This window comes from Marinilactibacillus piezotolerans (assembly GCF_900169305.1).
GTDB lineage: Bacteria > Bacillota > Bacilli > Lactobacillales > Carnobacteriaceae_A > Marinilactibacillus > Marinilactibacillus piezotolerans_A.
The window spans coordinates 88,287-113,388 of sequence record NZ_FWDP01000003.1; the positions used below are offsets into that span (position 1 = coordinate 88,287).

At 38.7% G+C, this 25,102-nt stretch carries 21 protein-coding genes; 6 read left to right on the forward strand and 15 right to left on the reverse strand.

The features are described 5' to 3' along the window. Positions 1-18: 18 nt before the first annotated feature. From B6F02_RS02335 to B6F02_RS02355, 5 genes are all read right to left on the reverse strand, one after another. The gene (locus B6F02_RS02335) at positions 19-1,926 is read right to left on the reverse strand and encodes a heavy metal translocating P-type ATPase (RefSeq protein ID WP_080145800.1); all 1,908 of its coding nucleotides are present in this window, start codon (positions 1,924-1,926) and stop codon (positions 19-21) included. 271 nt (positions 1,927-2,197) lie between these two features. After that, on the reverse strand, positions 2,198-2,419 hold the full coding sequence (locus B6F02_RS02340; protein WP_080145801.1) for a heavy-metal-associated domain-containing protein: 222 nt from the start codon (positions 2,417-2,419) through the stop codon (positions 2,198-2,200). Positions 2,420-2,750: 331 nt separating this feature from the next. Further along, positions 2,751-3,248 carry a class Ib ribonucleoside-diphosphate reductase assembly flavoprotein NrdI gene (gene nrdI, locus B6F02_RS02345; protein ID WP_080145802.1) on the reverse strand — a complete coding sequence of 166 codons (498 nt, stop codon included), beginning with the start codon at positions 3,246-3,248 and terminating at the stop codon, positions 2,751-2,753. A 315-nt stretch (positions 3,249-3,563) separates the two neighbouring features. Beyond that, positions 3,564-5,681 (reverse strand): heavy metal translocating P-type ATPase, encoded by a 2,118-nt coding sequence (locus tag B6F02_RS02350; protein WP_256864625.1) that lies wholly within the window; start codon positions 5,679-5,681, stop codon positions 3,564-3,566. A gap of 214 nt (positions 5,682-5,895) precedes the next feature. Continuing rightward, positions 5,896-6,297 carry a cobalamin biosynthesis protein gene (locus B6F02_RS02355; protein ID WP_143745189.1) on the reverse strand — a complete coding sequence of 134 codons (402 nt, stop codon included), beginning with the start codon at positions 6,295-6,297 and terminating at the stop codon, positions 5,896-5,898. Positions 6,298-6,824: 527 nt separating this feature from the next. Here B6F02_RS02355 and B6F02_RS02360 point away from each other — a divergent pair. Further along, positions 6,825-7,454 (forward strand): helix-turn-helix transcriptional regulator, encoded by a 630-nt coding sequence (locus tag B6F02_RS02360; RefSeq protein ID WP_080145804.1) that lies wholly within the window; start codon positions 6,825-6,827, stop codon positions 7,452-7,454. Positions 7,455-7,518: 64 nt separating this feature from the next. Here the strand turns inward: B6F02_RS02360 and B6F02_RS02365 are convergent, their stop codons facing one another. Beyond that, entirely contained in the window at positions 7,519-8,010 is a 492-nt protein-coding gene (locus tag B6F02_RS02365; RefSeq protein WP_080145805.1) for a DUF5626 family protein, read from the reverse strand. Positions 8,011-8,284: 274 nt separating this feature from the next. Between B6F02_RS02365 and B6F02_RS02370 the strand changes: the two genes are divergently transcribed. After that, entirely contained in the window at positions 8,285-9,112 is an 828-nt protein-coding gene (locus tag B6F02_RS02370; protein ID WP_080145806.1) for an HAD family hydrolase, read from the forward strand. Between the two features lie 155 nt (positions 9,113-9,267). Here B6F02_RS02370 and B6F02_RS02375 read toward each other — a convergent pair whose 3' ends face one another. The 9 genes from B6F02_RS02375 to gnd form a co-directional block, all read right to left on the reverse strand. Beyond that, on the reverse strand, positions 9,268-9,648 hold the full coding sequence (locus B6F02_RS02375; RefSeq protein ID WP_080145807.1) for an ACT domain-containing protein: 381 nt from the start codon (positions 9,646-9,648) through the stop codon (positions 9,268-9,270). Between the two features lie 32 nt (positions 9,649-9,680). Continuing rightward, on the reverse strand, positions 9,681-10,406 hold the full coding sequence (locus B6F02_RS02380) for an amino acid ABC transporter ATP-binding protein (protein ID WP_080145808.1): 726 nt from the start codon (positions 10,404-10,406) through the stop codon (positions 9,681-9,683). Next, entirely contained in the window at positions 10,399-11,850 is a 1,452-nt protein-coding gene (locus B6F02_RS02385) for an ABC transporter substrate-binding protein/permease (RefSeq protein ID WP_080145809.1), read from the reverse strand. The genes B6F02_RS02380 and B6F02_RS02385 overlap by 8 nt, the downstream gene beginning before the upstream one ends. A 376-nt stretch (positions 11,851-12,226) precedes the next feature. After that, positions 12,227-12,547, reverse strand: coding sequence for a hypothetical protein (locus tag B6F02_RS02390; protein ID WP_080145810.1), 321 nt, complete (start codon positions 12,545-12,547; stop codon positions 12,227-12,229). 344 nt (positions 12,548-12,891) lie between these two features. Next, a complete protein-coding gene (locus tag B6F02_RS02395) occupies positions 12,892-14,235 on the reverse strand; it encodes a 6-phospho-alpha-glucosidase (RefSeq protein ID WP_080145811.1) in 1,344 nt (447 codons plus the stop codon). 231 nt (positions 14,236-14,466) lie between these two features. Further along, a complete protein-coding gene (locus B6F02_RS02400) occupies positions 14,467-16,074 on the reverse strand; it encodes an alpha-glucoside-specific PTS transporter subunit IIBC (protein WP_080145812.1) in 1,608 nt (535 codons plus the stop codon). Between the two features lie 167 nt (positions 16,075-16,241). Beyond that, entirely contained in the window at positions 16,242-17,006 is a 765-nt protein-coding gene (locus B6F02_RS02405; RefSeq protein WP_080145813.1) for a MurR/RpiR family transcriptional regulator, read from the reverse strand. A gap of 541 nt (positions 17,007-17,547) precedes the next feature. Next, complete coding sequence (gene gntK / locus B6F02_RS02410) at positions 17,548-19,083, reverse strand: gluconokinase (RefSeq protein ID WP_080145814.1); 1,536 nt, start codon at positions 19,081-19,083, stop codon at positions 17,548-17,550. A gap of 113 nt (positions 19,084-19,196) precedes the next feature. After that, complete coding sequence (gnd, locus tag B6F02_RS02415; protein ID WP_080145815.1) at positions 19,197-20,093, reverse strand: phosphogluconate dehydrogenase (NAD(+)-dependent, decarboxylating); 897 nt, start codon at positions 20,091-20,093, stop codon at positions 19,197-19,199. Between the two features lie 145 nt (positions 20,094-20,238). Between gnd and B6F02_RS02420 the strand changes: the two genes are divergently transcribed. The 4 genes from B6F02_RS02420 to B6F02_RS02435 all read left to right on the forward strand — a co-directional run bounded on the left by B6F02_RS02420 (position 20,239) and on the right by B6F02_RS02435 (position 25,026). Beyond that, positions 20,239-21,093, forward strand: a complete 855-nt coding sequence (locus tag B6F02_RS02420; RefSeq protein ID WP_080145816.1) for a MurR/RpiR family transcriptional regulator — start codon at positions 20,239-20,241, stop codon at positions 21,091-21,093. Positions 21,094-21,154: 61 nt separating this feature from the next. Further along, a complete protein-coding gene (locus tag B6F02_RS02425) occupies positions 21,155-21,910 on the forward strand; it encodes a MurR/RpiR family transcriptional regulator (RefSeq protein WP_080145817.1) in 756 nt (251 codons plus the stop codon). Positions 21,911-22,061: 151 nt separating this feature from the next. Further along, on the forward strand, positions 22,062-23,669 hold the full coding sequence (locus B6F02_RS02430; RefSeq protein WP_080145818.1) for a PTS transporter subunit EIIC: 1,608 nt from the start codon (positions 22,062-22,064) through the stop codon (positions 23,667-23,669). 28 nt (positions 23,670-23,697) lie between these two features. Then, a complete protein-coding gene (locus tag B6F02_RS02435) occupies positions 23,698-25,026 on the forward strand; it encodes a 6-phospho-alpha-glucosidase (RefSeq protein ID WP_080145819.1) in 1,329 nt (442 codons plus the stop codon). Positions 25,027-25,102 lie beyond the last annotated feature (76 nt).

Sequence of the window (25,102 nt, forward strand, 5' to 3'; positions counted from 1 at the left end):
TTTCTTTAAATAGGCTTTTCAAGCTTTTATTGCACTGATCTCTACTTTCTTACTTAAATACCGACCGTTTGACTTGAATCTGATCAAGCGCATTGCATTCAGTATGACGGCGAGCACACTCGCTTCATGGATGAACATTCCAGAAGCTAAGTGAATATTTCCGATTAAAACACCACTGAGTAAAACGGCGACAGTTCCTACCGCAATCATAATGTTTTGCTTGATGTTGTTGACGGTTGCCTTCGACAACGCATAAGCGTGAGAAAACTGCAGCAATTGATCTGCCATTAATACAACATCTGCTGTTTCCATCGAAATATCTGTTCCGCCTTCTCCCATCGCTAACCCGATATCGGCTGTTGCAATGGCCGGTGCATCATTAATTCCATCTCCTGCCATTGCAACCTTATGGCCAGAAGCCTTTAATCTCTTTATATACTCTACTTTATTTTCCGGTAACAGCTCCGCATAAAACTCGTCTAATTGAAGTTCATTGGCTACCGCTTCAGCGGTATACTGATTATCCCCCGTCAACATCACAATTTTCTTAATGCCATCTTTTCTCATTTGTTCGAGAGCTTGCTTTGCATCCTTACGAATTTGATCAGCAATCGAAATAACGCCCGAAACATCTCCATCCACGGCAACAAAAATGGCTGTATTTCCTTTCTTTTCACGACTAATTGCGTAATCTTCAATAATAGCCGATATCGAAATCTGTTCAATCTTCATTAAGTTCCGGTTACCTATGACCAATTGATGATGATCTGTCACAGTCTTGATGCCTTTCCCTTTGATCACCTCTCCCTCTGATTGTTTCAAAGAAGTAAAATCCATCTTCTGGCTTCGAGCGAATGCTACAATCGTCTGCCCTAAATGATGTTCGGAAATCATTTCCGCTCTAGCTGCAAGTTGCAGTAAGTTGCTTTGATCAGTGTTTTTGAAGGTATGAACATCCGTTACACTTGGTTTACCTTGTGTCAGTGTGCCCGTCTTATCAAAGACCAGCGTATCTATCTTAGCAAGTTTATCCATAGATTCACCGCCTTTGATCAACACACCATTCTTCGCTCCGTTTCCAATGCCGGCAACACTAGAAACTGGTGCGCCTATAACCAGCGCTCCAGGACAAGCAATAACGAGAAAGGTAATCGCTAAATGAAGATCTAAGGTTACTCCATATACAAGAATGGATAACATGACAATGGCTGGGGTATAGATACCAGCAAATCGATCTAAAAATTTTTCTGTTTTTGTTTTAGAGTCTTGCGCTTCTTCTACGAGTTCTATAATTTTAGCAAAGGTTGTATCTTCTCCGACTTTTTCAGCGATAACTTCCACATAACCACTATCTAGAATCGTTCCGCTGAAAACTTGATCACCAATTGATTTTGAGGTCGGAACTGATTCTCCAGTAATTGCTGATTCATTTATAGACGCACTACCAGCAGCTACTGTACCATCCACAGCAATTTTTCCACCTGAATGTATAATAAGGCAGTCACCTTCTTGAAGATCCTCTACAGATATTTTCTTTGTAACACCGTTTTCTTGTAAGATAACGGCTTCTTTTGGAGCCATATCTATAAGACTTTTAAGAGAAGAGCGCGTTTTTTCTAATGTTCTCAGTTCTAAATAGTCTCCAAATAAAAACAGGAAAGTAACTATCGATGATTCTGTGTATTCTCCGATAGATAAGGCACCGATCACTGCAATACTAACCAGTAAATCAATACTAAAAGCCTTCATTCGCAGTGCTAGAATGGCTTTAACAAAAATCGGAATACTGGCAATCACTGTTGCAGTCACTAAAGCAATATCTTGCAGACTTTCATTTCCCAGTCCACCGAAAACAAATCCACTGACAATTAAAATACCCGATAGAGCAGTCAACTCATTCTTATGTTGATGAATATAGGCAACCATTTTACATCCTCCATACTTTCCCGCGTTTTTTTTATAAATAGATCAACTAGATGAATTCAACAGTTTTGTCTTCACTAGAAATAATCATTTTTTTCTATACTTGGAGTATGCACCTTTTTTGGTCATAATAAATTGACTATGGTCAAGATTCGGAAATAAAATCCATTCTATGTCTCAACCCCCTAAAAACAGGCGTTTATTCTGATACAAAGAAAGGACCCCGCTGCTATAAGCTGGATCCCTCTTATTATCAATGAAACTATTGGACAGACTAGGATTTTTTCTCCGATAATACAGAATATCCTAATTTTTGAATCACTTTTTTGATTTCACTACTTTCAATAGTTGATTCATCAAATTGTGTTTTCACTTTACTCGTATTGAACAATACCTTTACAGAATCAATTCCGGCTGTTTTCTTCAATGTTGTTTCAATTTTTTTGATACAAGATGGGCACGTTAAAGACTCTAACTGGTAAACAGCTTTTTCCATTTTGGTTCCTCCTTTCTGTTGTTACTGAAAGTATAAACCGTTTCGCTGTTCATAAAATTGATCATGATCAATTTTTGGATATTTTCTAAAAGCTATAATTTTCATCCGGCATTGTTTCGGCATTTCTCATCGGAAAAAGTTCTGCAGTGGTATATAGACCTCAACCAATTAAATTTCTATGTACTCGATTGAGATACCCTTAATACTAATCATCAGTTAGAAACTCTATCAGATACCGTTTAAATTCACTCATCTCAGCATCGTGAACTACATCGTTTTTTACTTTCCATTTACAAGTATCTTTATCAAATGATCGAAGCTTTCAAATTAGTTATTTCCCGCCAACGCTGTTTTGGCTTCCTATTTCTGCACTCACTAAGAAGTTCTCTTGATGCTGCAGAATCGACTCGGCGATCCGTTCGATATCTCGGGATGTTCCGCGCAGCTCAAATTCACCAACCATTGGAAATCCAAATCTTTCTGTATATTGTCTTGCACTTAAACAGAATTGCTTATTGAAATTACGATTTCCGCTTCCGATAATGCCGTAACAATTTTGATAGTTATCATAGGCTGCTATAAAATCCCCTAAATTGGTGGTCAGCACTTCTTTGTTTCCTGTCTGAACGCCGTTTCCGCCACTCAGGTAAGTCGGTAAGAAACTCACAAAGGGTTCCTTTACTGGAAATGTCTCTCCCTTTAAATCCTTGACGTTCATCGATTCAACGGTTACACCTTTAGTTGTCTTTAAATAGTCGCTCAGTCGTTCAACAAAATTCTTCGTGTTCCCGCTCAAACTGATGTAGATTATATTGATTTTACTTCTCATTTTTTTGCTCCTTTCATCAACTACCATATGTTGTTATGTTTAATTTAAATTAGCACAACATGCAGAACCTGTAAACGTGCAGTTCATTTATGAAACTTTTTATTCTTTTGTCTTTCAGTTTATTTCCCTTAGTTGTCCAAGTGATTATTTTCACTAATTCAGCCCTTTAATCCTCCTTTATATGAAGCCATTTGATAATCAAAAAAATATATTCACAAAAAAAGCCTTATAAAGTTAGTTTTTAGAGAAACTAACTTTATAAGGTCATAACAGAATGATACTGTACTCTCGCAAAAGAAAACCTTTATTTAATTATTATTCATTCTCCGGCATTTTCAACAATCTAGCATTGATAGCGACCACTACTGTACTCAGTGACATGACAACTGCACCGATAGCTGGTGTAACAACAATCCCCCAGTTGACTAATACGCCGGCTGCCAACGGGATCGCTATAATATTATAGCCAGCTGCCCAAATCAGGTTCTGAATATTTTTACGCTGAGTCGCTTTCGATAATTTAAGAATGCTCAAAATATCTTTTGGATCACTATCTACCAGTACAATGTCGGCTGTTTCAATGGCGACATCCGTTCCTGCACCGATGGCAATACCGATATCTGCTGCTGCCAGTGCAGGTGCATCATTGATGCCATCTCCGACCATTGCAACTTTTTTGCTGCCTTGTTCTTTCAGTTTTTCGATTTCACTGGATTTTCCATCTGGCAAGACTTCAGCTATAACGTCCGTCAGCCCCAGCTCTTTTCCAACAGCCTCTGCAGCTTTTCGATTATCTCCTGTGATCATAATAGATTCAATATCCATTTCTTTTAACTCACGAATGATTTTGTATGAAGATGGCCGGATTTTATCTCCAACGGCAATCATTCCCATTAATGATTTGTCCCTTAAAATAAAAACGACGGTATTTCCCTTTCCTGAAAGTGCCTGGTACTGCTCTTGATCAAACGATATGCCTTCTGATTCCATGCCACCTGGACTAATAATACTGACTTTTTGCGAATCAACTGTTCCTGTTAATCCCTTACCAGTCAGTGTCTGGACATTTTCTACTTTTAAAGCTTCAATATTGCGCTCTTCTGCTTCTCGAACGATCCCTTTACCGATTGGATGATCTGACTGCTGCTCAATTGAATAGGCCAGTTGAAGCAGTTCTTCTTCTGAAACATCACTTTCCGGTATGATTGCTTCTACACCAAAGTTTCCTTCCGTCAATGTACCAGTTTTATCAAATACAACTTTGTCCACTTTTCGAGCCTCTTCAAATTGCGTACGATTTCGAATCAGCAATCCTTCTTTGGCTGCAATTGATGTAGACACTGAACTGACCAGCGGCATTGCTAACCCTAAAGCATGGGGACAGGCTATAACCAGTACAGTGACTAACCTTTCCAGAGCATATTCAAAGTCAGCTGCCGTAATCCAATACGCAAAGGTCAAAGCACCTGCAGTAACCGCTACATAAAACAACCATTTTGCAGCAATATCCGCAAATCCTTGTGCTTTAGATTTAGACATCTGAGCGTTGCGGACTAATTCAACAACTTGCGAAAGATAGGTGTCTTCTCCAACTTTATCCACTTTAACTTTCAAGGCTCCTTCGCCATTGATCGAACCGCCGATGACTTCTTGGTCAACGCCTTTTTCTACAGGAACAGATTCTCCTGTCAGCATCGATTCGTCTATAGAAGACGATCCTTCAACGATAACGCCATCTAATGGAACCTTTTCGCCTGTCTTAACTAATATCATATCTCCAGGATGCAATTCCTCTACCGCAACTACTTGTGTATTCCCTGAACCATCTAATTTATTTGCTTCATTGGGCATCAAATCAATTAAATCTTCAAGCGCCTTGGACGCACCCATTTGTGAGCGCATTTCGATCCAGTGACCTAACAGCATGACAACGATCAACGTTGCCAACTCAAAATAAAAGTCGCTGCCTTCAATAAAAAAGGTCGTTAACGTACTATAGACATATGAAGTGATAATGGCTAACGAAATCAACGTCATCATGCCGGGCGTTTTAGCATCAATGACTTCACTCTTGATTCCCGTCAAAAATGGTTTTCCCCCGTAAAAGAAAATGAATGTAGCCAGTAGAAACAAGACAATATCAGAACCGGGAAATGAGACATCAAAATTGAATAAATTCTGCAGCATAGGTGCTAGTACAGCTATAGGAACTGCTACTGCCAGCGAAATCCAAAACCGCTTTTTAAAGTCTTCTACCATATGTGCATGATGGTCATGATGGCCTCCATGCCCGCCATGAGCAGCATGTCCGTGGTGACTCATTCCGCTATGCTCATGTTCATGATCCATATGGTCAGCGTGATTATGTCCCTGATGCTGGTCCATCTCACTATTCTCTTTGTCTAAATCATGGTCGTGAGGCTGTTTGTTCATAATGATTCACTCCTCGTACTTTTTATGATTACATATGTAATCATAAAACCTTTTATTCAGATTGTCAAAAATTTGATACCTATAATACTATCGATCTATTAAAATCGGTTTTTCAATAGTTAAAAAACCACCTCAAATTCTGAATGCCCGCTAAATCAAACGGCTTTAACATTCAGAATTTAAGTGGTTTTTTCTTTGTAAAATATAGGCATCTCTATTCTTCAAAGGGCATGATAAATTCAGCCCTTTGTGACTTTTTTTTAAGCAAAAATAATGTGTATGCTTGTATGCCCACCACTACGATCCATAAGTACTGAATTGCAGATGAAGCAACGACTCCTATGGTGATGAAAACAGCGAGCAGAATACAACCTGCCAGCAGCCATTGAATCGTATGAGTCTGATTACATATAGAACGGCTCTCTAGATAAGAGATATATCGGGAAAACAAATAAATAGGATAAACAAAAAGATAAATATGCCCAAAAAGTAAAGTCAATGCTAAGATATAAGCATCCAGATAGCTCAAAGAGATGGTTTCAACAGAAACGCCGAATACAACACACAGCAGCAGAACAAGATTCATCGTTACGTAGAACCATAAAGAATCTTTCATGTCCATTTCCTCTGTTTCATCGCTTTTTTCGATGCCAATACGAATAAGAAGATACCCGAGTACATTTGAAAAAATATATACTAGGCTGTCATCATATAATGTAAAGTTGATTTTAAAAAAAAGAAATAAAAAACCTGCTAATATTAAATACATTTTTGTACCCTTTCTCTATGAGGTTAAACCACTAGGAATAAAGTGCATCTATTTGTAGTAACGGATTCTTTCGTTACCTATATTATGCCTCATTTACAGAAAAAGAGGGAGCAACGTTCCGTTGCCCCCTTCAGAAACCTTGCTGTTAAAGCATTATTTTTTCCAAATTAAATATGATATATTTTTCTCAGGGAGGGATTTAACACTTTCACTCCTTCCACTTTTGTTTAACCCTTTATACAACAGAATGTCTCTTATCGAAATTAAGGGGAGATTTTCTTAGGAACTGTCTTGTACAAATTCAATTTTATTATACTATTCATTTCTTTTACTGATTATAGTAAACTGATCATTGAAGAGAGGAGGAAAATCAAATGGAATTTGGAGAAAAATTAAAACAATTGCGATTAGATAATGGCTATTCACAGTCTGGCTTAGCAAAAGAGATTTATGTTACTCGACAAGCTGTTTCGAAATGGGAGAGAGGATTGGGCAAGCCCGACCACGAAACAATGGAATTAATCAGCACTTTTTTTGGTACTACCATTGATGAATTGCTGAAAAAAGACCCTTTTTCTCAAACGCTTATACCAGAAGTATCTGTTGAACCGGCAGCGCCGCTTCCAGCAGCTTCGAAGACATTAAATAATCAACACACTTACATAGAAAAACTGCAGGTTCTTTTCGGATTTTTTAAAACGATAGACTTGCATTTAGTATTGATGAACATCATTGCACTTACCCCAGCCATTCTTCATCCCGGATTACTTTTTTTTTCTTATCCCATCATGTTAATGGCCATTAAATACAAAAAAAGAACCGTTTTTTATGCTTTGACTGTGTTAGGTGCAGTACTGCTTTTTTCTATAGAAACGCTTACCTATATCAGTAATGAAAATGGATGGTTTGTCGATGTAGAAGTGGTTCCGCTTGAAACACAGTCTGACGATACACAAAGTACATCAGACAATCTACTCATTGAAGATATCGACGAAACGAACTAATGAACTTATACTTATTAAACGAAAACTTCCTCTGACTGCCGAACTGTCAGAGGATAGTTTTCGTTTAACGTGGTGTTACAACTAAGTTATTTCCTTCAATGGTAGAAGTCAGTTGATATCTTCTAGTGGTCAAAATATAATGATCAATGTCAAACTGCAGATAAGCTTTCAGTCCATTATTGTATCTAGTCAGCCTTCTATATGGCACCGTTCCTGCGACAGCCGAAACAGAATAATCATAAGCACGAGTGATCCGTTTGCTTTTGATTTTTATTTTATAACTCGCATCATAGATAAAAGGCAATGACCCTTTGATCAAATAACTTTTATCCTGAATCGCTGCTAATGATCGGAACATGCCTTTTGAAGAATCCACTGTTTCAATTTCTTCAATCGTTATTTTCATTTTCTCATCAATCCCTGTCTCTACATAAGCAGTCTGTTCTCCACCCTCTAAAATATCGTATGTAAAAGTCTCTTCCGCTTCAGCTGTAAAACCTCCTAATATCCAAAACATTCCTATCATCAATGTTAACCCAAACCATCTTTTTTTCATGTTTTACGCCTCCTCGTTTTGTTAGCTTTAGTATACCCTTTCTTTATAGATTTTAAAGTCATTATCAGTTTTAGAGGGGGGCAACGAATCGTTGCCCCCCTCTAAAACCTTTAAAAATCAACGATTACAGATAACTCTTCAGACAAATAATATAAGCATCATGTGTCTGAAGAGTTACATTTCTTTCAAAAAAAAGTTGAATAATCTGCCTTTACATCTTACGATAGAGTTATTCCCTGACGAACTGGGTGAATAACTTAATCAGAGGTGTAGAATGAAAAGTAAAATTGTTTTTTTAGATATTGATGGTACTTTGCTAGATCCGTCAGGCAGAATATTGGAAAGTACAAAAAATGCGTTAAGAACAGCTAGTGAAAACGGGCATCGCTTTTATCTTTGTACCGGCAGGTCTTTAGCGGAGATCTCAGATGACATTCTTTCTCTTCCGATTTCAGGTATTATTGGTGCTGGCGGCGGCTACATACAAGCAGAAGATAAAGTAGTCTTTCATAAAGTACTAGATAAAGAACCTTTACGTCAGTTATTAGACTTTTTTAAAGTCCACCGTGTAGAATATTATTTAGAAACAAATGAAGGGCTTTTCGCAAGCGAACATTTAAAATCAAAGATCCGTTCCATGGTATATACGCCTGAAAAAAATTCCAAATCGTTAGAGCATGTAGAAGAATTTTTAAATTTGATGATAGAAGATACGAGCAGAATTGATTATGACCACATTAATAAACTAAGTTTTATTAACGATACTATACCTTATACTGATATTTATCAACGCTTCAAAAATGACTTCCAAGTCATCCCAAGCACTGTTCCGGATTTCGGCGAAGACAGTGGAGAAGTCGGTGTCAAAAACATTCATAAACAGACAGCCATTGAGTATATTCTCCATTATTTGAATTACAATAAAGCCGATACACTCGCCTTTGGAGATGGTCATAATGATGTAGAAATGTTTGCCGCAGTCCATATCGGAATTGCTATGGGGAATGCCGGAGATCAACTGATGGCTGTTGCCGATGAAGTCACTGCTTCTAACGCTGAAGATGGAATTGCGTTAGGACTAGAAAAACATGGGCTTATTTAGTCTTGTAAATGGAATAGATTGAGACAAAACTAGATAGAAAGTAAAATCCCGTCAAACGCAGGAAACTCATTCCTTAATTTGGCGGGATTTTGATTATTCTACACTTAAAATTCTTGCTTATGCTTATTGGAAGCTTTTGTTCTGGTCTGTTTTTTCTATACGAATTGATGCCCTTTTTCCTGCAATACTTCTATCGCTTTCTCTAGCTGAGCTTTCTTGATCAGTACATAATCTGTATTATAAGTAGAGAGGGCATAAATACTAATCTGGTGTTCGGCTAATGATTTGGTAATGGAATGTAAGATACCGACCAATTCAAAAGCTAATGGGCCTTCTATCTTGAGCGCACACCAATCATGTTCCACTTGCAGAATCAGCCCCTCTTGTTCAAGTTCTTCCGTAGGGCAGACAATTGATAACTCTTCATCTGTTCGAGTGATAGAAATCCAGTCTGCACGAATCGCCCAATCAGGAATATCCGCGTGACTCGGATATTGAACAACTGAAAAAGCGGATTTTAAAACCTTAAGATTCATACTCTCTCCCTTTCATTGGAACTCCTATTTTCTTATAATATCTTTGCGAGAAAGTTTTGTGTTCTTGCATTTCTAGGATTCTCAAAGATTTCTTCAGGAGTTCCCTGCTCAACAATATAGCCGTCATCCATAAATAATATCCGGTCTGCAACTTCTTTTGCGAAGCCCATTTCATGGGTAACAACCACCATCGTCATGCCTGATTTTGCCAACTCATTCATTACATTCAGTACTTCACCGACCATTTCAGGATCCAATGCAGAAGTCGGTTCATCAAACAGCATAACATCTGGATCCATTGCCAAAGCTCGTGCAATCGCTACACGCTGTTTCTGACCTCCAGATAAACTGGCAGGATAAGCATCCAGTTTATCCCCCAGCCCAACTTGCTGGAGCAGTTGTGTCGCTTTTTGATCAGCTTGCTGCTGACTAACACCCTTTGTCTGTACTGGAGAAATGGTTAAGTTTTTCTGTGCAGTCATATGCGGAAACAAATTAAACTGCTGGAAAACCATACCCATTTTCTGTCGCAACTGATTCAAGTCCTGTTCTTTCAATCCTGTTAAAGAAGTTCCTTCAAAAACAATTTCCCCATCAGACGGTTCTTCTAACAGATTCAAACAGCGTAAAAAGGTTGATTTCCCAGAACCAGAAGGCCCAATAACAACGACGACTTCTCCTTGATTGATTTCCTCATTGATATCCTTTAATACTTCGTTTTTGCCAAATGATTTTTTCAGATGTTTTACACTAATCATGATTCATTCTCCCCTCATAGTAATTCAGCAGTTTCGTTAACGTAAAGGTTATAATGAAATAGATCAGCATGGTAATAATGAGCGGCAAGATCCCTTCAAATGAGGCTGAACGAACAATTCTTGTCTGAAAAATCAATTCTCCAACACCAATAACCGAAACGATAGAAGACTCTTTGATAATTGTAATAAACTCATTCCCCAATGCCGGCCAGATATTTTTCAAGGCTTGCGGGAAAATAACGTAGCGCATAGACTGACGTTTGCTCATTCCTAGACTTCGAGCGGCTTCCGTTTGCCCGCTATCTACTGAATTCAGCCCGCCACGGATAATCTCACAGATATATGCTCCACTATTCAGAGAAACTGCAATAATCCCGGCAGTTAATGCTGGCAGATTAAAGAATATCCCTACACCAAAGTAAATGAACATAACTTGAATTAGTAAAGGAGTCCCTCTTACAAATTCAACATAGGCAGAACCTATAAAGCGGACAATGACATTTTTTGTTAATCTCATTAAAGATAAAATAAACCCTAAAACTAATCCTACCAGTACACCAATCAAAGAGATAAACAAAGTCATAAGTGTCCCGTCTAAAAAGTAGCTCCAGTATTTGCTGGCAAATCCTTCATCTGAATCTTGAGCCATATATTCTCCGGCAGTTGCCAAATACTCTTCCGTTAAGTTCTGTTCTGCAATTTCAGCAAGACTTTCGTTAACGGCTGCAACCAGCGCGTCTTCACCATATCTAATTGCAATCGCTGATCCCTGGTCTTGTTCATCCAATTCAAATTCGCCTTCAAACGTGTACAATGTATCACTATTTTCAGCGTGTGCAACAGCATTTGGTCCCTGCATTACAATTGCTTCAATACGATTGGTTTCTAACGCTAAAATTAAATCATTTATATTGCTCAACTGCATTAACTCTACGTCTGGAATCTGTTGAGCCAGTTCTTCCTGAAGTGTTCCAGTTTGTACACCTACTGTTTGTCCCGCCAGAGATTCGATCGAATCGTAAATTTCTTTATCCCCATCTCGGACCATAATATTTTGAAAAGTCTGGAAATAGATATCAGAAAAATTGACACTTTCGCGACGTTCAGCAGTTGGGGTCATTCCTGCTACGATCATATCGATCTTATTAGTCTCCAGTGCCGGCAGCAGACTATCGAATTCCATATCCTGAATGACCAGTTCAACACCTAGATCATCCGCGATCTTTTCGGCGATCAGTATATCCATCCCTACAATTTCCTGGTCATCCCCTTCGCCAGCATAAAACTCAAAAGGCGGGAAGTCCGCGCTTGTTCCAATCACTAATTGCCCACTATCTTGTACACGCTGCAGTGAGTCATCCTCGGCATGCACCGTTAATGTAGCCGTAAACAGAACGGTCAACATTAAACAAAGCGCTGTAAAAGCTTGTATCCATTTCTTCATGTTTTTATCTCCTTTACTCTGTACCATTCAATTTATTGAATGGTTAATGCATATATTAATATTCTTAATGATTGCTGATATTGAAATGTATCATACCATTCAGTAGATATTTATGCAATAAAATCTTTAAAATATTCTATTTTATTTATTATAAAGCAATAATATGCATTTTAAATGAATTTATTAAATATTCTTTTACATAGATTTCGGTTTACACTACTGAAAATTTATAAGGAATAAACGGCTTTCTGATTTAATCGAAACAACTATAAAATGTTAATCCGAATATCCTTAAACAAAGTGTTTGCAGCGAAATAAATAACGCGTGCTATTGAATTCATCAACAGCACGCGTTATTTTCTTGTTTTTCATTTTACTATTTCGCTTCTTTTTTACCCTTTTTTTGTTCTTCCTTCCACAAGTTATACTCTTGGTACGCAATATAGCCGAGGTAGGCTGCTGCGACTACACTGAAGGTGGCCGGCAAGATCCATTCCACCTCCGTGAAAAAGTACATTAGAGCAAAAATCCCCAGCACAAATGGAATCGAAATCAGAATCCGGATCATTTTCCTACGATGCGATAAGCCATAGTAGACAACTTGAACCCCTTTGTCCTTTTTTGGCTTATCAGCATACTTTTTAGCTAAAACTCCTGATACTAAAACAACTAATAATAATAAAATACCAGCTCTCAATTACTTTCTTCCTTTCAATCATTTACTGATTAAATATTACTAGAATCATAGGGATAGTTTCAAGTTTTGAGCCATATAGGTTTAATGACAGCCTATAAGTATCTTTTTTGCTTTGCATATAATATCAATTGTAATAAACTCATCCTTCAAATGAACATCTTAATTTATAGTGAAATTTATAATTCTAATATAATTTCATAAAAATACAGTTAATATAATGAATTCCACTGAAACATACAAAGAATGATATAGAGACAACGTTGATGAGTTTCCTCACCAACGTTGTTCAATACAAAACTCAAAGTATGAGTCTTCTTTTTATCAACTTAATTTTATTTAATAAATTATTTCAATTCTGGCCAGTAGTCTTTGTTTGCTTCTATCATATCGTCCAATAAGTTTCTTGCGACTGTTGCATTCGGCACAATTTTAGAAGTAGCAAATGCCTGTAATAATTTCTGGTAAGATTTTTCAATCCAGGCTTCAACGACTAATTTTTCAACGGCTACTTGTTGTTCCATTAACCCTTTTTGGAAACGAGGAATCTCTCCTTGTGTTAATGGTTCAGGCCCATTTGAACCAACGATACATGGGACTTCTACCATAGCTGATGAATCAAAATTCACAATTGCTCCTTCGTTAGGTACAATCAGTAGCATTCTTTCGTGAGTGTTATAGGCGATTGCTCTTGCTAAATCAACAATGTATGATGCATGAGCACCAACATGGAAATTCGTATCTTTAGATGTCTTCATATCTGTGATACGCATACACTCTCCAAACACTCGTTTCTCACGTCCATCAATAACTTCATTCGCTCTTGTGTAATTTGGATCTGAATGTTCAGCAGCTTCATCAGGGAAGAAGTAATATTTTAAATACGTATTTGGCAAAGTGGCAGGATCTAATGAATAAACATCTTTTGCTTTTCGGTACGTGTCCATCCAGCTTGGATCATTTGATTTTGGATCTGTTCCTAATGCTTCTAAACTATAGCCATTTTGAGAGATATATTCTCTCAGTTTTGGCATCAAGTCGTTCCCTTCTTTATCACGAATATCAGTCCACCAACCAAAGTGATTCAATCCATAATAGCGTACATCCATATCTTTTCTAGAGTTCAATTCTAAAACTTTAGCCATTCTGCTTTCCAACCCGATCGGCATATCACAGATATTCAATATTTTAGCATTTGGTCTTAATCGTCTTGTTGCTTCTGCCACAATAGCAGCTGGATTGGAATAATTTAACATCCAGGCATGTGGAGAATATTGTTCCATATAATCTATTAGTTCAAGTACTCCGCTAATAGAACGCATGCCATAAGCAATCCCCCCTGGTCCGCAGGTCTCTTGTCCGATCACACCATATTTCAATGGGATTTTTTCATCTTTTTCACGCATTTCAAACAACCCTACCCGTATGTGTGCCATTACAAAATCTACATCTGTGAAAGCTTCTTCAGGATCTGTGGTTGCTGTATATTCAATGTTAGGTGCTTTTTCTTTTAAAATAATTTCTACTGCATCTGCAACTATTTTTTGCCTTTCAGCATTATTGTCATAAATTTTTAATTTTCGGATAGGTAATGTATCGGTATTTTCTAATAACATTAAAATGATTTCGGGAGTATACGTACTTCCTCCTCCTGCAATCACAATTGATTGTGGTTTTAAATTTTTAGCCATTTATAAATCTTCCCTTCTTCTTATTGATATCTTATTTATAACACTCGCTTAAAGCGCTATCAATAGAAAACAGTGATAACGGGAAAGAACCGCTACTTTAGAAAACAGTCCCATTTTTCGGGAATATTCCCTATTGGTCTGTTTGCTTAATTCAATGTAAAGAATAACAAAAAATTCTAGAATGAGTGAATATCACTTATTTCTAGAATTTTTTTGATTTATAATTAGTTACTATTTTTCATTTCCCAGCAAGTTCTCAAATTGATCTCTTACTTGTGGCACATCCAAACCAATAATTACTTGTATTGCATTGCCTTTTTTCACTAGACCATGTGCTCCTGCTTCTTTAAAATGTGAATCTGGTGCTAGTAAATCTGAATTCTTTACACTTACTCTCAATCTGGTAGCACAGTTGTTGACGTTGAGAATATTATTTGGTCCTCCAAGAGCCTCTAAATAATGTGCAGCTTGAGGAGTATATTGATTGGCTCCTTCGATTGCCGGTTCGCTTACAGCAGCTCCCTCTTTCTCTTTTTTCTTTTTGTCTCTGTATTCTTTCTTCGAGTGCATTTTAACTTCAGTTTCTAATTCTCTACCGGGCGTCTTATAGTCAAACTTCATGATCATGTATCTAAACGAGAAGAAGTAGATAGCACTGAATGCAAGACCAACGCCTAACCAAATCAGAACTTGGATCATATGGTTATTTGACATTGGGATAACAAATTGTGCCATAGAACGAATTAATCCACCACCCACATCACTTGACAGCCCTGCCATATAGGCAGTTGCAGAAAGAGTCGCTGCTAGAATAGCATGAAGCAAGAACAGCGGCGGGGCGATAAATAAAAATGTAAATTCAATAGGTTCAGTAATGCCTGCAAGTACTGCTGTCAGCGTAATTGGAACAATAAGTGCAAGGGTTTTTTTCTTTTTATCAGAATTAGCCGTAGCATAAAAAGCTGCAGCAATTCCCAACGGAGCAAAAATTTTAGAATAGTTGTGGAAAGTAAACCCTGCTTCCGGGAATAAATCTCTCATTGGTGCAGTTGAATTTGCGAATGTATTTAGATTTTCCAACCAATAAGCAGTTGTTCCACCTTCAACTATCGCCGGACCGTATGCAAAAGGCTGATAAATAAAGTGGTGTAATCCTGTTGGGATTAAAAGTCTTTCTAAAAAGACATACGACCATACTCCCGCTATACCTGAAGAAGCTAATAATGACTGCAATGAACTAATTCCATTTTGAATCATTGGCCAAATCCAACTAACCAACACCGCAATGGGGATCATTGCAAAAAAGCCAATAATAACAACTAAAGCTGATCCTTGAAATATCCCTAACCAATCCGGTAACTTTGTATCAAAAAAGCGGTCGTGCAACCAAACGGATATTCCTGCAATGGCAATAGCTCCGATGATATTAGTATCCAAAGTTTTGATACCTGCAATCATCGCTAAGCCACTTTCTCCTCCAACTTCTTGTAAAAAATCAACATTAAATGCGGGACCAAAAAATTCAATAATTCCGCTAACATAAGTTGTAAATGTTAAATAGATAACCAACGATTCTAAAGCTGCCCTTCCATTCGCTTTCTTAGCAAGTCCAATTGGAAGTCCAATTACGAAAAGAAGTTCCATGTGATCAAATACTACCCAGGCCCCTCCTTCTATTATTTCCCAAACGCGTGTCCAGATAGTTCCTTCAGCTGCAATACTTCCTAGTATCAATTCATTTGTGGCTAAGGTAGATAACGCTATCATAATTCCGGTAAACGCAAACAATATTACCGGAGTATACATTGCGCCACCAAAGCGTTGTAACTTTTCCATCATGTGCTCCGTCTCCTTTATTCATAATATGGTATAGATTATTTATACCACGATGTAAGCACTTTCTCAACGAGATCTGTTAATGTCGGGAAACAGGCATCATTTATGGAATTGTTACCATTATGTGGGAACTTTCCCTGAATTTTTTAAATAGGTAAGATATTCATGAATTAGTCTACTAAGTTGTTTTCATACTGGATATATTCTCGGTATAATATATCCATTAATATATTTACCGTTATAAAGGTTTTTTTGGAAGGATTTTCCCGATGCTTATCATATATTTCTGAACTTTGAAAATATAAATTATAATCAGTCTTAGAGGCTAAATCATTATTTTTGAATTCTGTAATGGATAAGATAGGGATACTGCTCAGAGTTAATAATTTAGTAATCTCAGATAGCTCCTTGTTGTCTCCGCTTTTTGATAAAATAATGATCAAATCTTCTGAAGTAAAGTCCGGCATTAACAATTTCAGTTCCGTTTTTGATTGGAGTAACATACTGTTTTTACCACTTAATATAAAATTTCTGTTGAAGTCGTTCAAAGCATTTAATTGAACCCATCCTGTTCCATAACTAAATATTCTTTTAGACTGGTAAATTTTTTCTACTATTTTTTTTACATCAGTTTGTTTAAACAATTTGTACGTTGTTTCGATATCATTCAATAACTTATCTATTAAATTTTCATTGGGATTACTATTTACTTTAATGCTTTGTTTAATACTATATTTCAATTCAACGAAACCACTAAACCCTAATTTTTGTGTCAGCCTAAGAATTGTTGATTTTGAGGTATGGCAAACTTCAGCTAGCTTAGTGATGCTTATGTCTTGTGTTTCTTCTTTATTCTGCATAATATACGAAACAATAGCTAATTCATTTTCATTTAGTCGGTTATAGTTTCTATTAATAATTGCTTCTAATTCCATATCTTATTTCACCTCTTTCACATTATAACATTACGAGGTAAGAGTAAGAAGTTAATTAAACAATTCAAATCCTTGTATCATTATAAATAAATATCTTTACATACACATTTCCAGTAGAATTCTAAGTGGGATTCTATAACAAAGTAAGGTACGTAAGGTACGTAAGGTACGTAAGCTCCGTTAGGTTAACTCAGCCTTCCAATAGAAGGGAAAATAAAGTAAAGAAGATAAAGCTTATTCATTTATCTTCTCTTATACCGTCATTCGTACGACTACGTATGTGGATTCCCGAGTGTTACTGTTACCAAACCTATAGCAACTTATCTACAATGCATTATTACACTTTACATCAATTATTCTGTTAGTAATTTCGTACCAAATTCTTATATCACAGATAATAGAGGATTGAACAATAGTATATCAATGCTGAAATTATTTCCCCTTTTATTATTACTAATAAATATATAAAAATCTACTACCACTATTGAACAAACAGTTCAGTAGCTTTGGAAGTAGATTTTTTTGAAGCTTTTCTTCATTACTATTTTGTATACTTATTCTGAAATTCCACTATCGCATCATATTCTTGTTCATACATACGGCTCAAGCGAATATATAAAGGCATTATTTCATTGTAGATAGTGTTTTTCTCTTTATCTGGATAATTAATGGTTTCGGTCTGGACCATATTTTTGACTTCGGAAAGGTCTTCGACTTCTCCTAGAGCATACATCCCTAGAATCGCTGCTCCTAAACAGGCACTTTCGACCGTTTTTGGAACATGGACTTCCTGCCCAAAAATATCTGCGATCATCTGCCGCCAGACTTCCGAGTGAGCAAATCCGCCGGTTGCCCGGACTTCTTTTGGTGTACCGATCAATTCTTCCAAAGCGAGCAGTACCATATGAATATTCATACTGATGCCTTCTAAAACTGCCCGCATCATATGTTCTCTATGGTGATGAATGGCCAGTCCGAAAAAAGACCCTCTGGCATTGGCATTCCAGGAAGGCGCTCTTTCTCCAGATAAGTAAGGGTGGAATAACAACCCTTCAGAGCCTGCTGGAACCTGATCGATTTTCTCGGTAATCAGGTCATATGGATCGCGATTCTGCTGTTTAGCTTCCTGCACTTCTTCCTTACACAGCTCATCTCTCAGCCATCTGAAAACCATACCGCCATTGTTGACAGGGCCCCCGATGACCCAGTGATTTTCGGTCAAAGCATAACAGAAGGTCCGGCCTTTTTCATCAATAACTGGTTTGTCAGTAACGGTTCGAATTGCTCCGCTTGTTCCGATTGTAATGGCTACTTCTCCCGGCATGACGGCATCTACACCGAGATTTGCCAAGCAGCCGTCATTGGCGCCGATCACAAAAGCAACCTGTTCATCCAGTCCCAGCTCTTCTGCCAGTGCCGGTTCAATGCCTTTAAATTGAGTAGTTGTCGGCACAATCCGGGATAACTTTTCTGGTCCTATTCCCAGAATGCTGAGTGCTTCCTCATCCCAGTCCAATGTATGCAGATTGAACATTCCTGTAGCCGAAGCAATCGAATGATCGATAACGTATTCTTTAAAGAATGCATGGAACACATATTCCTTAATGCCAATGAACCGGTCCGTCTGTTCAAACACTTCCGGTCTATCTGTTTTAATCCAGAGGATATTGGTTAATGGCGACATCGGATGAATCGGCGTGCCGGTTCTTTTATATAAGTCTAACCCTGTTTGAGATTTGATTTGTTCTGCATAAGGGGCGCTTCGCTGATCTGCCCAGGTAATGGATGGCGTGAGCGGCTTTCCCTCTTGATTGATCGCTATCAGGCTATGCATCGCTGCACTGAATGAGACCACCTTTAACGCTTTTGGATCAATGCTGCTCTCTTTCATGACCGTTCTGATCGATTGCTTGACCGCCTCCAGAATTTCGTCGGGATCCTGCTCTGCAGCACCTGGCTCTGGAACGTTCAGCGGATATTCTATGGATGACTGTTTCACAGCGTTGCCTTGTCGGTCGAACAAGACGGCTTTTGTACTGGTCGTTCCAATATCTACTCCCAGCATATATGATTTCATATAGATAATCCTCTCTAGCAAGATATAATTACTTTGGGTTCGTTTACATACTTTGCTTCTTAAGCATAACGATAAAAGTAGATTCTGTCTATTTCAAATTTGAAAAATCCTTTTTAACGCTTTTCTACGGCATGTCCGCCAAATTGATTTCTTAATGAAGCCACCACTTTTCCGCTGAAAGAATCCTCTTCCAGTGAACGATTTCTCATCATCAGTGACAAAGCAATAACAGGAGCAGCTGTCTGCAGTTCCATGGCCGTCTCAACCGTCCATTTCCCTTCACCGGACGCTTGGACGACACCTTTGATTTCATCTAACTTCGGATCTTCTGAAAATGCATTTTCCATCAATTCCATCAGCCAGGAGCGGATTACTGAACCATTATTCCAGACACGCGCTACTTTTTCATGGTCAAAGTCATAGTCGCTTTTTTCTAAAATATCAAACCCTTCACTAATCGCTTGCATCATGCCGTATTCCACACCGTTATGCACCATTTTTAAAAAGTGTCCGCTGCCTGACTTTCCAGTATATAAATACCCATTCTCTACTGAAATGTCTTTGAAAATCGGCTCGATCTGCTCAAAGACTTTCTGGTCGCCGCCGATCATTGTGCAAGCACCTCCCCGAGCGCCCTCCATACCGCCGCTTGTCCCTACATCTACATAAGAAACACCTTGATTTTTCAATGCTTCATATCTTCTGACTGTATCTTTGTAGTTGCTGTTTCCTCCATCAATCAGGACATCTCTTTCTGACAGAAGCGGTTTCAATTCATTGATCAGATTCTCTGTAATCTCACCTGCCGGCACCATCATCCAGACTATTTTCTGTTCTCCCAACAACTGTATAGCTTCTTCTGCAGACCCGGCAGGTTCCGCACCTTTTGCCGCTGCCTGTCTAACCGTTTCTGCATGAATGTCGTAAGCCACTACTTCGTGTCCATGGTCTAATAAATTCTGCATCAAGTTCCAACCCATTTTCCCTAACCCTAATAATGCCAGTTTCATAATTGATTCCTCCTAAAAAATTTTATTTCGCAACAACAGTATACAAAAGAATTTTATTCCAAACAAGTAAATAACAGAAAAATATTTCTTCCAGCTGTCTTTTTATTTATAATAACCCTAACGATAGTAAAGGAGCTGACGAGGTATGCCGATTGAAAATCAAACCTGCAAAATGAGGATCCGCTCAATCTACGGAACTTTTAGTACAAAAGAAAAACGATTAGCCGATTACATCTTGAATTACCCTGAAAAAATGATCCACGGGACCATCAGCCAAATTGCTGCAGAAACAGAACTGGCTGAATCGACCGTTTTTCGTTTCTGCAAAAGGATTGGATATAAAGGATTCCAGGCTATGAAGATTGCACTCGCTTCTGAACAGACCGAAGAATTTCCTGATATTCATGAACATATCTCTGCTGAAGATGATGAAAAAGCGGTTTTGAAAAAGGTCTTTCAGTCAAATATCAAAACGCTGGAAGATACATTGACCGTACTAGACGAGACAGCCTTTAAAAAAGCTGTTTCTGCTTTACTGGACTCAGACAGAATCGAATTGTTCGGCTTCGGTGGCTCGAATGTTATCGCTTTGGATGGATATCATAAATTTGTGCGGACCGGTCTGCCTGTCTCCACCCAGATCGATGCCCATATGCAGATGATGTCTGCTTCACAACTGACTGCCGGTGCAACAGCCATTCTAATTTCTCATACTGGTCAATCAAAAGATATCCTGGAGCTGCTAGAAACCTTGCAGCACAATCAAGTGACCACCATCGGAGTTACCAGTTTCACTCAATCACCTTTAAGCCGTAAAGTCGATATACCGTTATACACCCTATCAGAAGAAACCGATTATCGATCTGAGGCTTTAGCTTCGAGAATCGCTCAACTCAGCCTGCTGGATGCCCTCTATGTCAACTTAATGATGCAGCTGGAAGAAAAAGGAACACACTCGCTTAAAAAAGTGCGTGAAGCTATTCAGAACCGCCGCATCTAATGGACTGATTAGCGATATACTGACCAACCTGAAACTCTTCACATTAGAAAGGAGACCCTGAATGATTGACTTGAGTAAATTGACAGCGGGGAAAAAACTGACTTCCTTGGAAAAAGAAATTCTGCAGTATTTCATACAGCATATGGACACTGTACAAGAAATGGGTGTCCGGACAGTCGCTAAAGAAACCTTTACTTCTCCCGCTTCTGTCATCCGATTATCCAAAAAGCTGGGTTACTCCGGTTTTACGGACATGTACTACTCACTGCTGCCGCTAGTTAAGAAAGCTGAATATGATCCGGAAACAGAAGGCAGCTCTTTACTGTCTGCAGATTATCCATCATTATTCAATCAGACTTCTCCGGAGCTCTGTCAGCAGTTTATCGACCATGTGTTGCTGTTGAAACAGAAGTACATTTTCATCTACGCTACCGGATTCTCTCAAATTGCGGCTGAGTATATTTACAAGAAATTGCTTGTTTTGGGCCGAAAAGCCATCTTTGCCAGCGGATCAGATTCAGTTGGTGTTTTTGAAAATAATCTGGATGATATCGGTGCTATGATCGTGGTTTCTAAATCTGGAGAAACAGAGCAAGTCTATCAAAAGCTGAAAAAAGCCGTCGAAGCCGAAATATATACGGTCGCCTTTACAAAGGAAGCAGAGAATCGAATCGGCAGTTTGGCAGAATTAAATATTAAAGTTCATGATGCTCATCAGCTGGATGACCGCAATATGCTCCCGAACTTCTTTTTTCCTGGTGTTCTCTTCTCTTTTGAATTGATTATAGAACAATACTTGAATCCATTAAATCAATAATCCACCTTTGAAACTTGTTTCTGAATCAGGAAACAAGTTTCTTATCGTTGTAAAACGATTACATTATAACCGCTTACACGTTATACTGTGGTTACATTAATTCATTCGCAAGTCGTTACTGGATGATAATCATTGTATTGGAGGAGAAAAAATGAAAGATCAATTGATGAATGGGATGCAGCGTTTTGCTAAAGCGATGTTTATTCCCGTATTGATTCTGCCGATTGCAGGTTTATTGATTGCAATAGGGAATTTATTTACAAATGCTCAACTGATTGAGTTTCTGCCCTTTTTAGATAATCCAATCACCATGGGCTTCGGATCCGTCTTGTCTGGTTCACTCGTTTCTATCTTAACGAACTTAGGACTCATATTCTGTGTGGGGATCGCTGTCGGTTTAGCAAATAAGAAAAAAGCTGAAGCAGGATTTACCGCTCTTTTAGGATTCTTAGTCTTTATCTATGCCATGAACAACTTCTTATCTTTTAATGAAATGCTGGTAGATCCCCAAGCGCTTCAAGGTACAGGACAAGCAATGGTTCTAGGTGTTCAAGTTTTAGATATGGGCGTGTTCCTCGGAATTATTCTGGGTGTTGTCGTCGCTTTGGTACACAACAAATTTGCTGAGATTGAATTTGACAATGCTTTTCAAATTTACGGCGGCTCTCGTTTTGTCTTTATTGTACTGATTCCAATCGTTGTGCTCGCTGCGATATTAATGAGTTATATCTGGCCAGTTGTACAATCAGGGATTGATGCAACCGGAACATTTATCAATCAGGCTGGAAACTTCGGCTTGTTCCTATACGGTACACTCGAACGTTTACTCATCCCAACTGGATTACATCACTTGGTCTACACTCCTTTCTTATACACTTCTCTTGGTGGTGTTGCAGAAGTCGGCGGTGAAGTGTTTGAAGGTGCTCGTAACATTTACTTTGCAGAAATCGCTGATCCAGCTGGCGGGTTATTGAATCCAAGTGTCATCTGGGATGCTCGCGGTATTTCTAAAATGTTTGGACTTCTTGGTGCCTGTTTAGCGATGTATCACACAGCCAAGCCTGAGAATAAAGCAAAAGCGAAAGCGATTCTGATTCCAGCTGTCTTTACCTCATTTATTGCTGGTGTTACTGAACCAATTGAATTTTCATTTATGTTTATTGCTCCAGTCTTATTCGTTATTCACTCTGTGTTGAGCGGACTGAGTATGGTCGCGTTGAATATCTTAGGTGCAAGAGCCATTGGACCAAATGGATTTATTGACTTCTTGCTTTACAATCTCCCTCTTGGAATCGAAAGGACAAGGTGGCCGCTGTTCATAGTCGTTGGGATTGCCTTTTTCGTCATCTACTACTTGACCTTCAGGTTTATGATTACAAAATTCAAGTATAAAACAATTGGTCGAGAAGATTCAGTCCAGGATACAAAACTTTATTCTAAAAAAGACTATCAAGCTGCTAAATCAGGACAACTGGTCGAAACCGTTACCGGAGACCGAGATGCCGAAACTGGTTCAGCTCCGGTTATTGTTCAGGCATTAGGCGGACCGGATAACATTGATACCATCACCAATTGCTACACCCGTTTAAGATTGATTTTAAAAGACCCGGCATTAGTCGATGAACAAACCTTGCGGACTGACACAGGTGCCAGTGGTGTCATTGTAAAAGATCATAATGTGCAAGTCGTCTACGGTCTGCAAGTAAACAGCGTCCGCAGATCAGTCGAAAATTATCTAGGTCGAGACCCGGAAGAATAAATTTCAAAATAAGGAAGGAAAGATTTAAATGAATAAGAAGTTCTCAGTCGTTATTGCAGGTGGAGGAAGTACCTTTACTCCAGGAATCGTTCGTATGTTGCTAGAAAATTTAGACCGCTTCCCGCTTCGCACTCTAAAGCTTTATGACAATGATGAAGAAAGGCAAGCTACGCTAGGAAAAGCACTTGCAATTTTAATGAAAGAACAAGCTCCTGATATTGACTTTTCCTTTACAACGGACCCTGAAGAGGCATTCACAGATGTCGATTTCTGTATGGCGCATATCCGTGTCGGAAAATATGCTATGCGCGAACAAGATGAGAAAATCCCTTTGAATCATGGTGTGATCGGACAAGAAACTTGCGGACCAGGCGGGATTGCTTACGGCCTGAGAAGTATCGGCGGCATGATGGAATTGATCGATTACATGGAAAAATACTCTCCTGACTGCTGGATGCTGAACTACTCAAATCCTGCTGCAATCGTAGCGGAAGCTTGCCGAGTACTGCGCCCTGATTCCAAAGTGCTGAACATCTGTGATATGCCGGTTGGAACATTGAGAAGAATGTCTCAGATCATCAACAAAACACCAGATCAACTGGAAGTCCGCTACTTTGGATTGAACCATTTCGGCTGGTGGACAAGTATTAAAGACAAAGAAGGTAATGAATACGTTGATCAGATTCGTGACTACGTAGCAGAAAATGGTTATTTAACAAGTGTGGAAGTGGAAACGCAGCATACAGATCCAAGCTGGCAGCAGACACACAAGAAAGCCAAAGACCTGCTCGCAGTCAACCCTAGATACTTGCCGAATACGTATTTAAAGTATTACTTGTATCCTGATGATGAAGTCAGTCATTCTGACTGCTCTTATACCCGCGCAAATGAAGTCATGAACGGTCGTGAAAAAGATGTCTTTACTGCCGCTCGAACCATTATTGAAAAAGGAACGGCTGCAGGAGACGAATTCCATATTGATAGTCATGCTTCCTTCATTGTAGACCTTGCACGCGCCATTGCATTTAATACACATGAAAGAATGCTGATGATCGTTGAAAATAACGGCGCAATCGCAAACTTCCCGGATGACGCCATGGTCGAAGTCCCTTGTATTGTAGGAACCGACGGGCCAGAACCATTGGCACAAGGGAAAATTCCTGATTTCGAAAAAACTTTGATGTATCAGCAAGTTATGGTCGAGAAAATGGTTGTCGAAGCCTATATCGAGGGCAGCTACCAGAAATTATGGCAAGCCCTGACTCTTTCCAAAACGGTACCAAGTGCCGGAGTTGCGAAAGATTTACTAGATGATTTAATCGAAGCCAACAAAGACTTCTGGCCTGAATTGAAATAAACTCTGAAATTTCAGCCAATACAAATGCCATTCCACTCATCCAGTTATGAACTGGGTGCCGGAATGGCTTTTTTCT

What these genes read in the sequence shown, in the direction of transcription:
- B6F02_RS02335 (WP_080145800.1), bottom strand. Translation starts at nt 1,926, where the DNA reads ATGGTTGCCTATATTCATCAACATAAGAATGAGTTGACTGCTCTATCG.
- B6F02_RS02340 (WP_080145801.1), bottom strand. Translation starts at nt 2,419, where the DNA reads ATGGAAAAAGCTGTTTACCAGTTAGAGTCTTTAACGTGCCCATCTTGT.
- nrdI (WP_080145802.1), bottom strand. Translation starts at nt 3,248, where the DNA reads ATGAGAAGTAAAATCAATATAATCTACATCAGTTTGAGCGGGAACACG.
- B6F02_RS02350 (WP_256864625.1), bottom strand. Translation starts at nt 5,681, where the DNA reads ATGAACAAACAGCCTCACGACCATGATTTAGACAAAGAGAATAGTGAG.
- B6F02_RS02355 (WP_143745189.1), bottom strand. Translation starts at nt 6,297, where the DNA reads ATGAAAGATTCTTTATGGTTCTACGTAACGATGAATCTTGTTCTGCTG.
- B6F02_RS02360 (WP_080145804.1), top strand. Translation starts at nt 6,825, where the DNA reads ATGGAATTTGGAGAAAAATTAAAACAATTGCGATTAGATAATGGCTAT.
- B6F02_RS02365 (WP_080145805.1), bottom strand. Translation starts at nt 8,010, where the DNA reads ATGAAAAAAAGATGGTTTGGGTTAACATTGATGATAGGAATGTTTTGG.
- B6F02_RS02370 (WP_080145806.1), top strand. Translation starts at nt 8,285, where the DNA reads ATGAAAAGTAAAATTGTTTTTTTAGATATTGATGGTACTTTGCTAGAT.
- B6F02_RS02375 (WP_080145807.1), bottom strand. Translation starts at nt 9,648, where the DNA reads ATGAATCTTAAGGTTTTAAAATCCGCTTTTTCAGTTGTTCAATATCCG.
- B6F02_RS02380 (WP_080145808.1), bottom strand. Translation starts at nt 10,406, where the DNA reads ATGATTAGTGTAAAACATCTGAAAAAATCATTTGGCAAAAACGAAGTA.
- B6F02_RS02385 (WP_080145809.1), bottom strand. Translation starts at nt 11,850, where the DNA reads ATGAAGAAATGGATACAAGCTTTTACAGCGCTTTGTTTAATGTTGACC.
- B6F02_RS02395 (WP_080145811.1), bottom strand. Translation starts at nt 14,235, where the DNA reads ATGGCTAAAAATTTAAAACCACAATCAATTGTGATTGCAGGAGGAGGA.
- B6F02_RS02400 (WP_080145812.1), bottom strand. Translation starts at nt 16,074, where the DNA reads ATGATGGAAAAGTTACAACGCTTTGGTGGCGCAATGTATACTCCGGTA.
- B6F02_RS02405 (WP_080145813.1), bottom strand. Translation starts at nt 17,006, where the DNA reads ATGGAATTAGAAGCAATTATTAATAGAAACTATAACCGACTAAATGAA.
- gntK (WP_080145814.1), bottom strand. Translation starts at nt 19,083, where the DNA reads ATGAAATCATATATGCTGGGAGTAGATATTGGAACGACCAGTACAAAA.
- gnd (WP_080145815.1), bottom strand. Translation starts at nt 20,093, where the DNA reads ATGAAACTGGCATTATTAGGGTTAGGGAAAATGGGTTGGAACTTGATG.
- B6F02_RS02420 (WP_080145816.1), top strand. Translation starts at nt 20,239, where the DNA reads ATGCCGATTGAAAATCAAACCTGCAAAATGAGGATCCGCTCAATCTAC.
- B6F02_RS02425 (WP_080145817.1), top strand. Translation starts at nt 21,155, where the DNA reads ATGATTGACTTGAGTAAATTGACAGCGGGGAAAAAACTGACTTCCTTG.
- B6F02_RS02430 (WP_080145818.1), top strand. Translation starts at nt 22,062, where the DNA reads ATGAAAGATCAATTGATGAATGGGATGCAGCGTTTTGCTAAAGCGATG.
- B6F02_RS02435 (WP_080145819.1), top strand. Translation starts at nt 23,698, where the DNA reads ATGAATAAGAAGTTCTCAGTCGTTATTGCAGGTGGAGGAAGTACCTTT.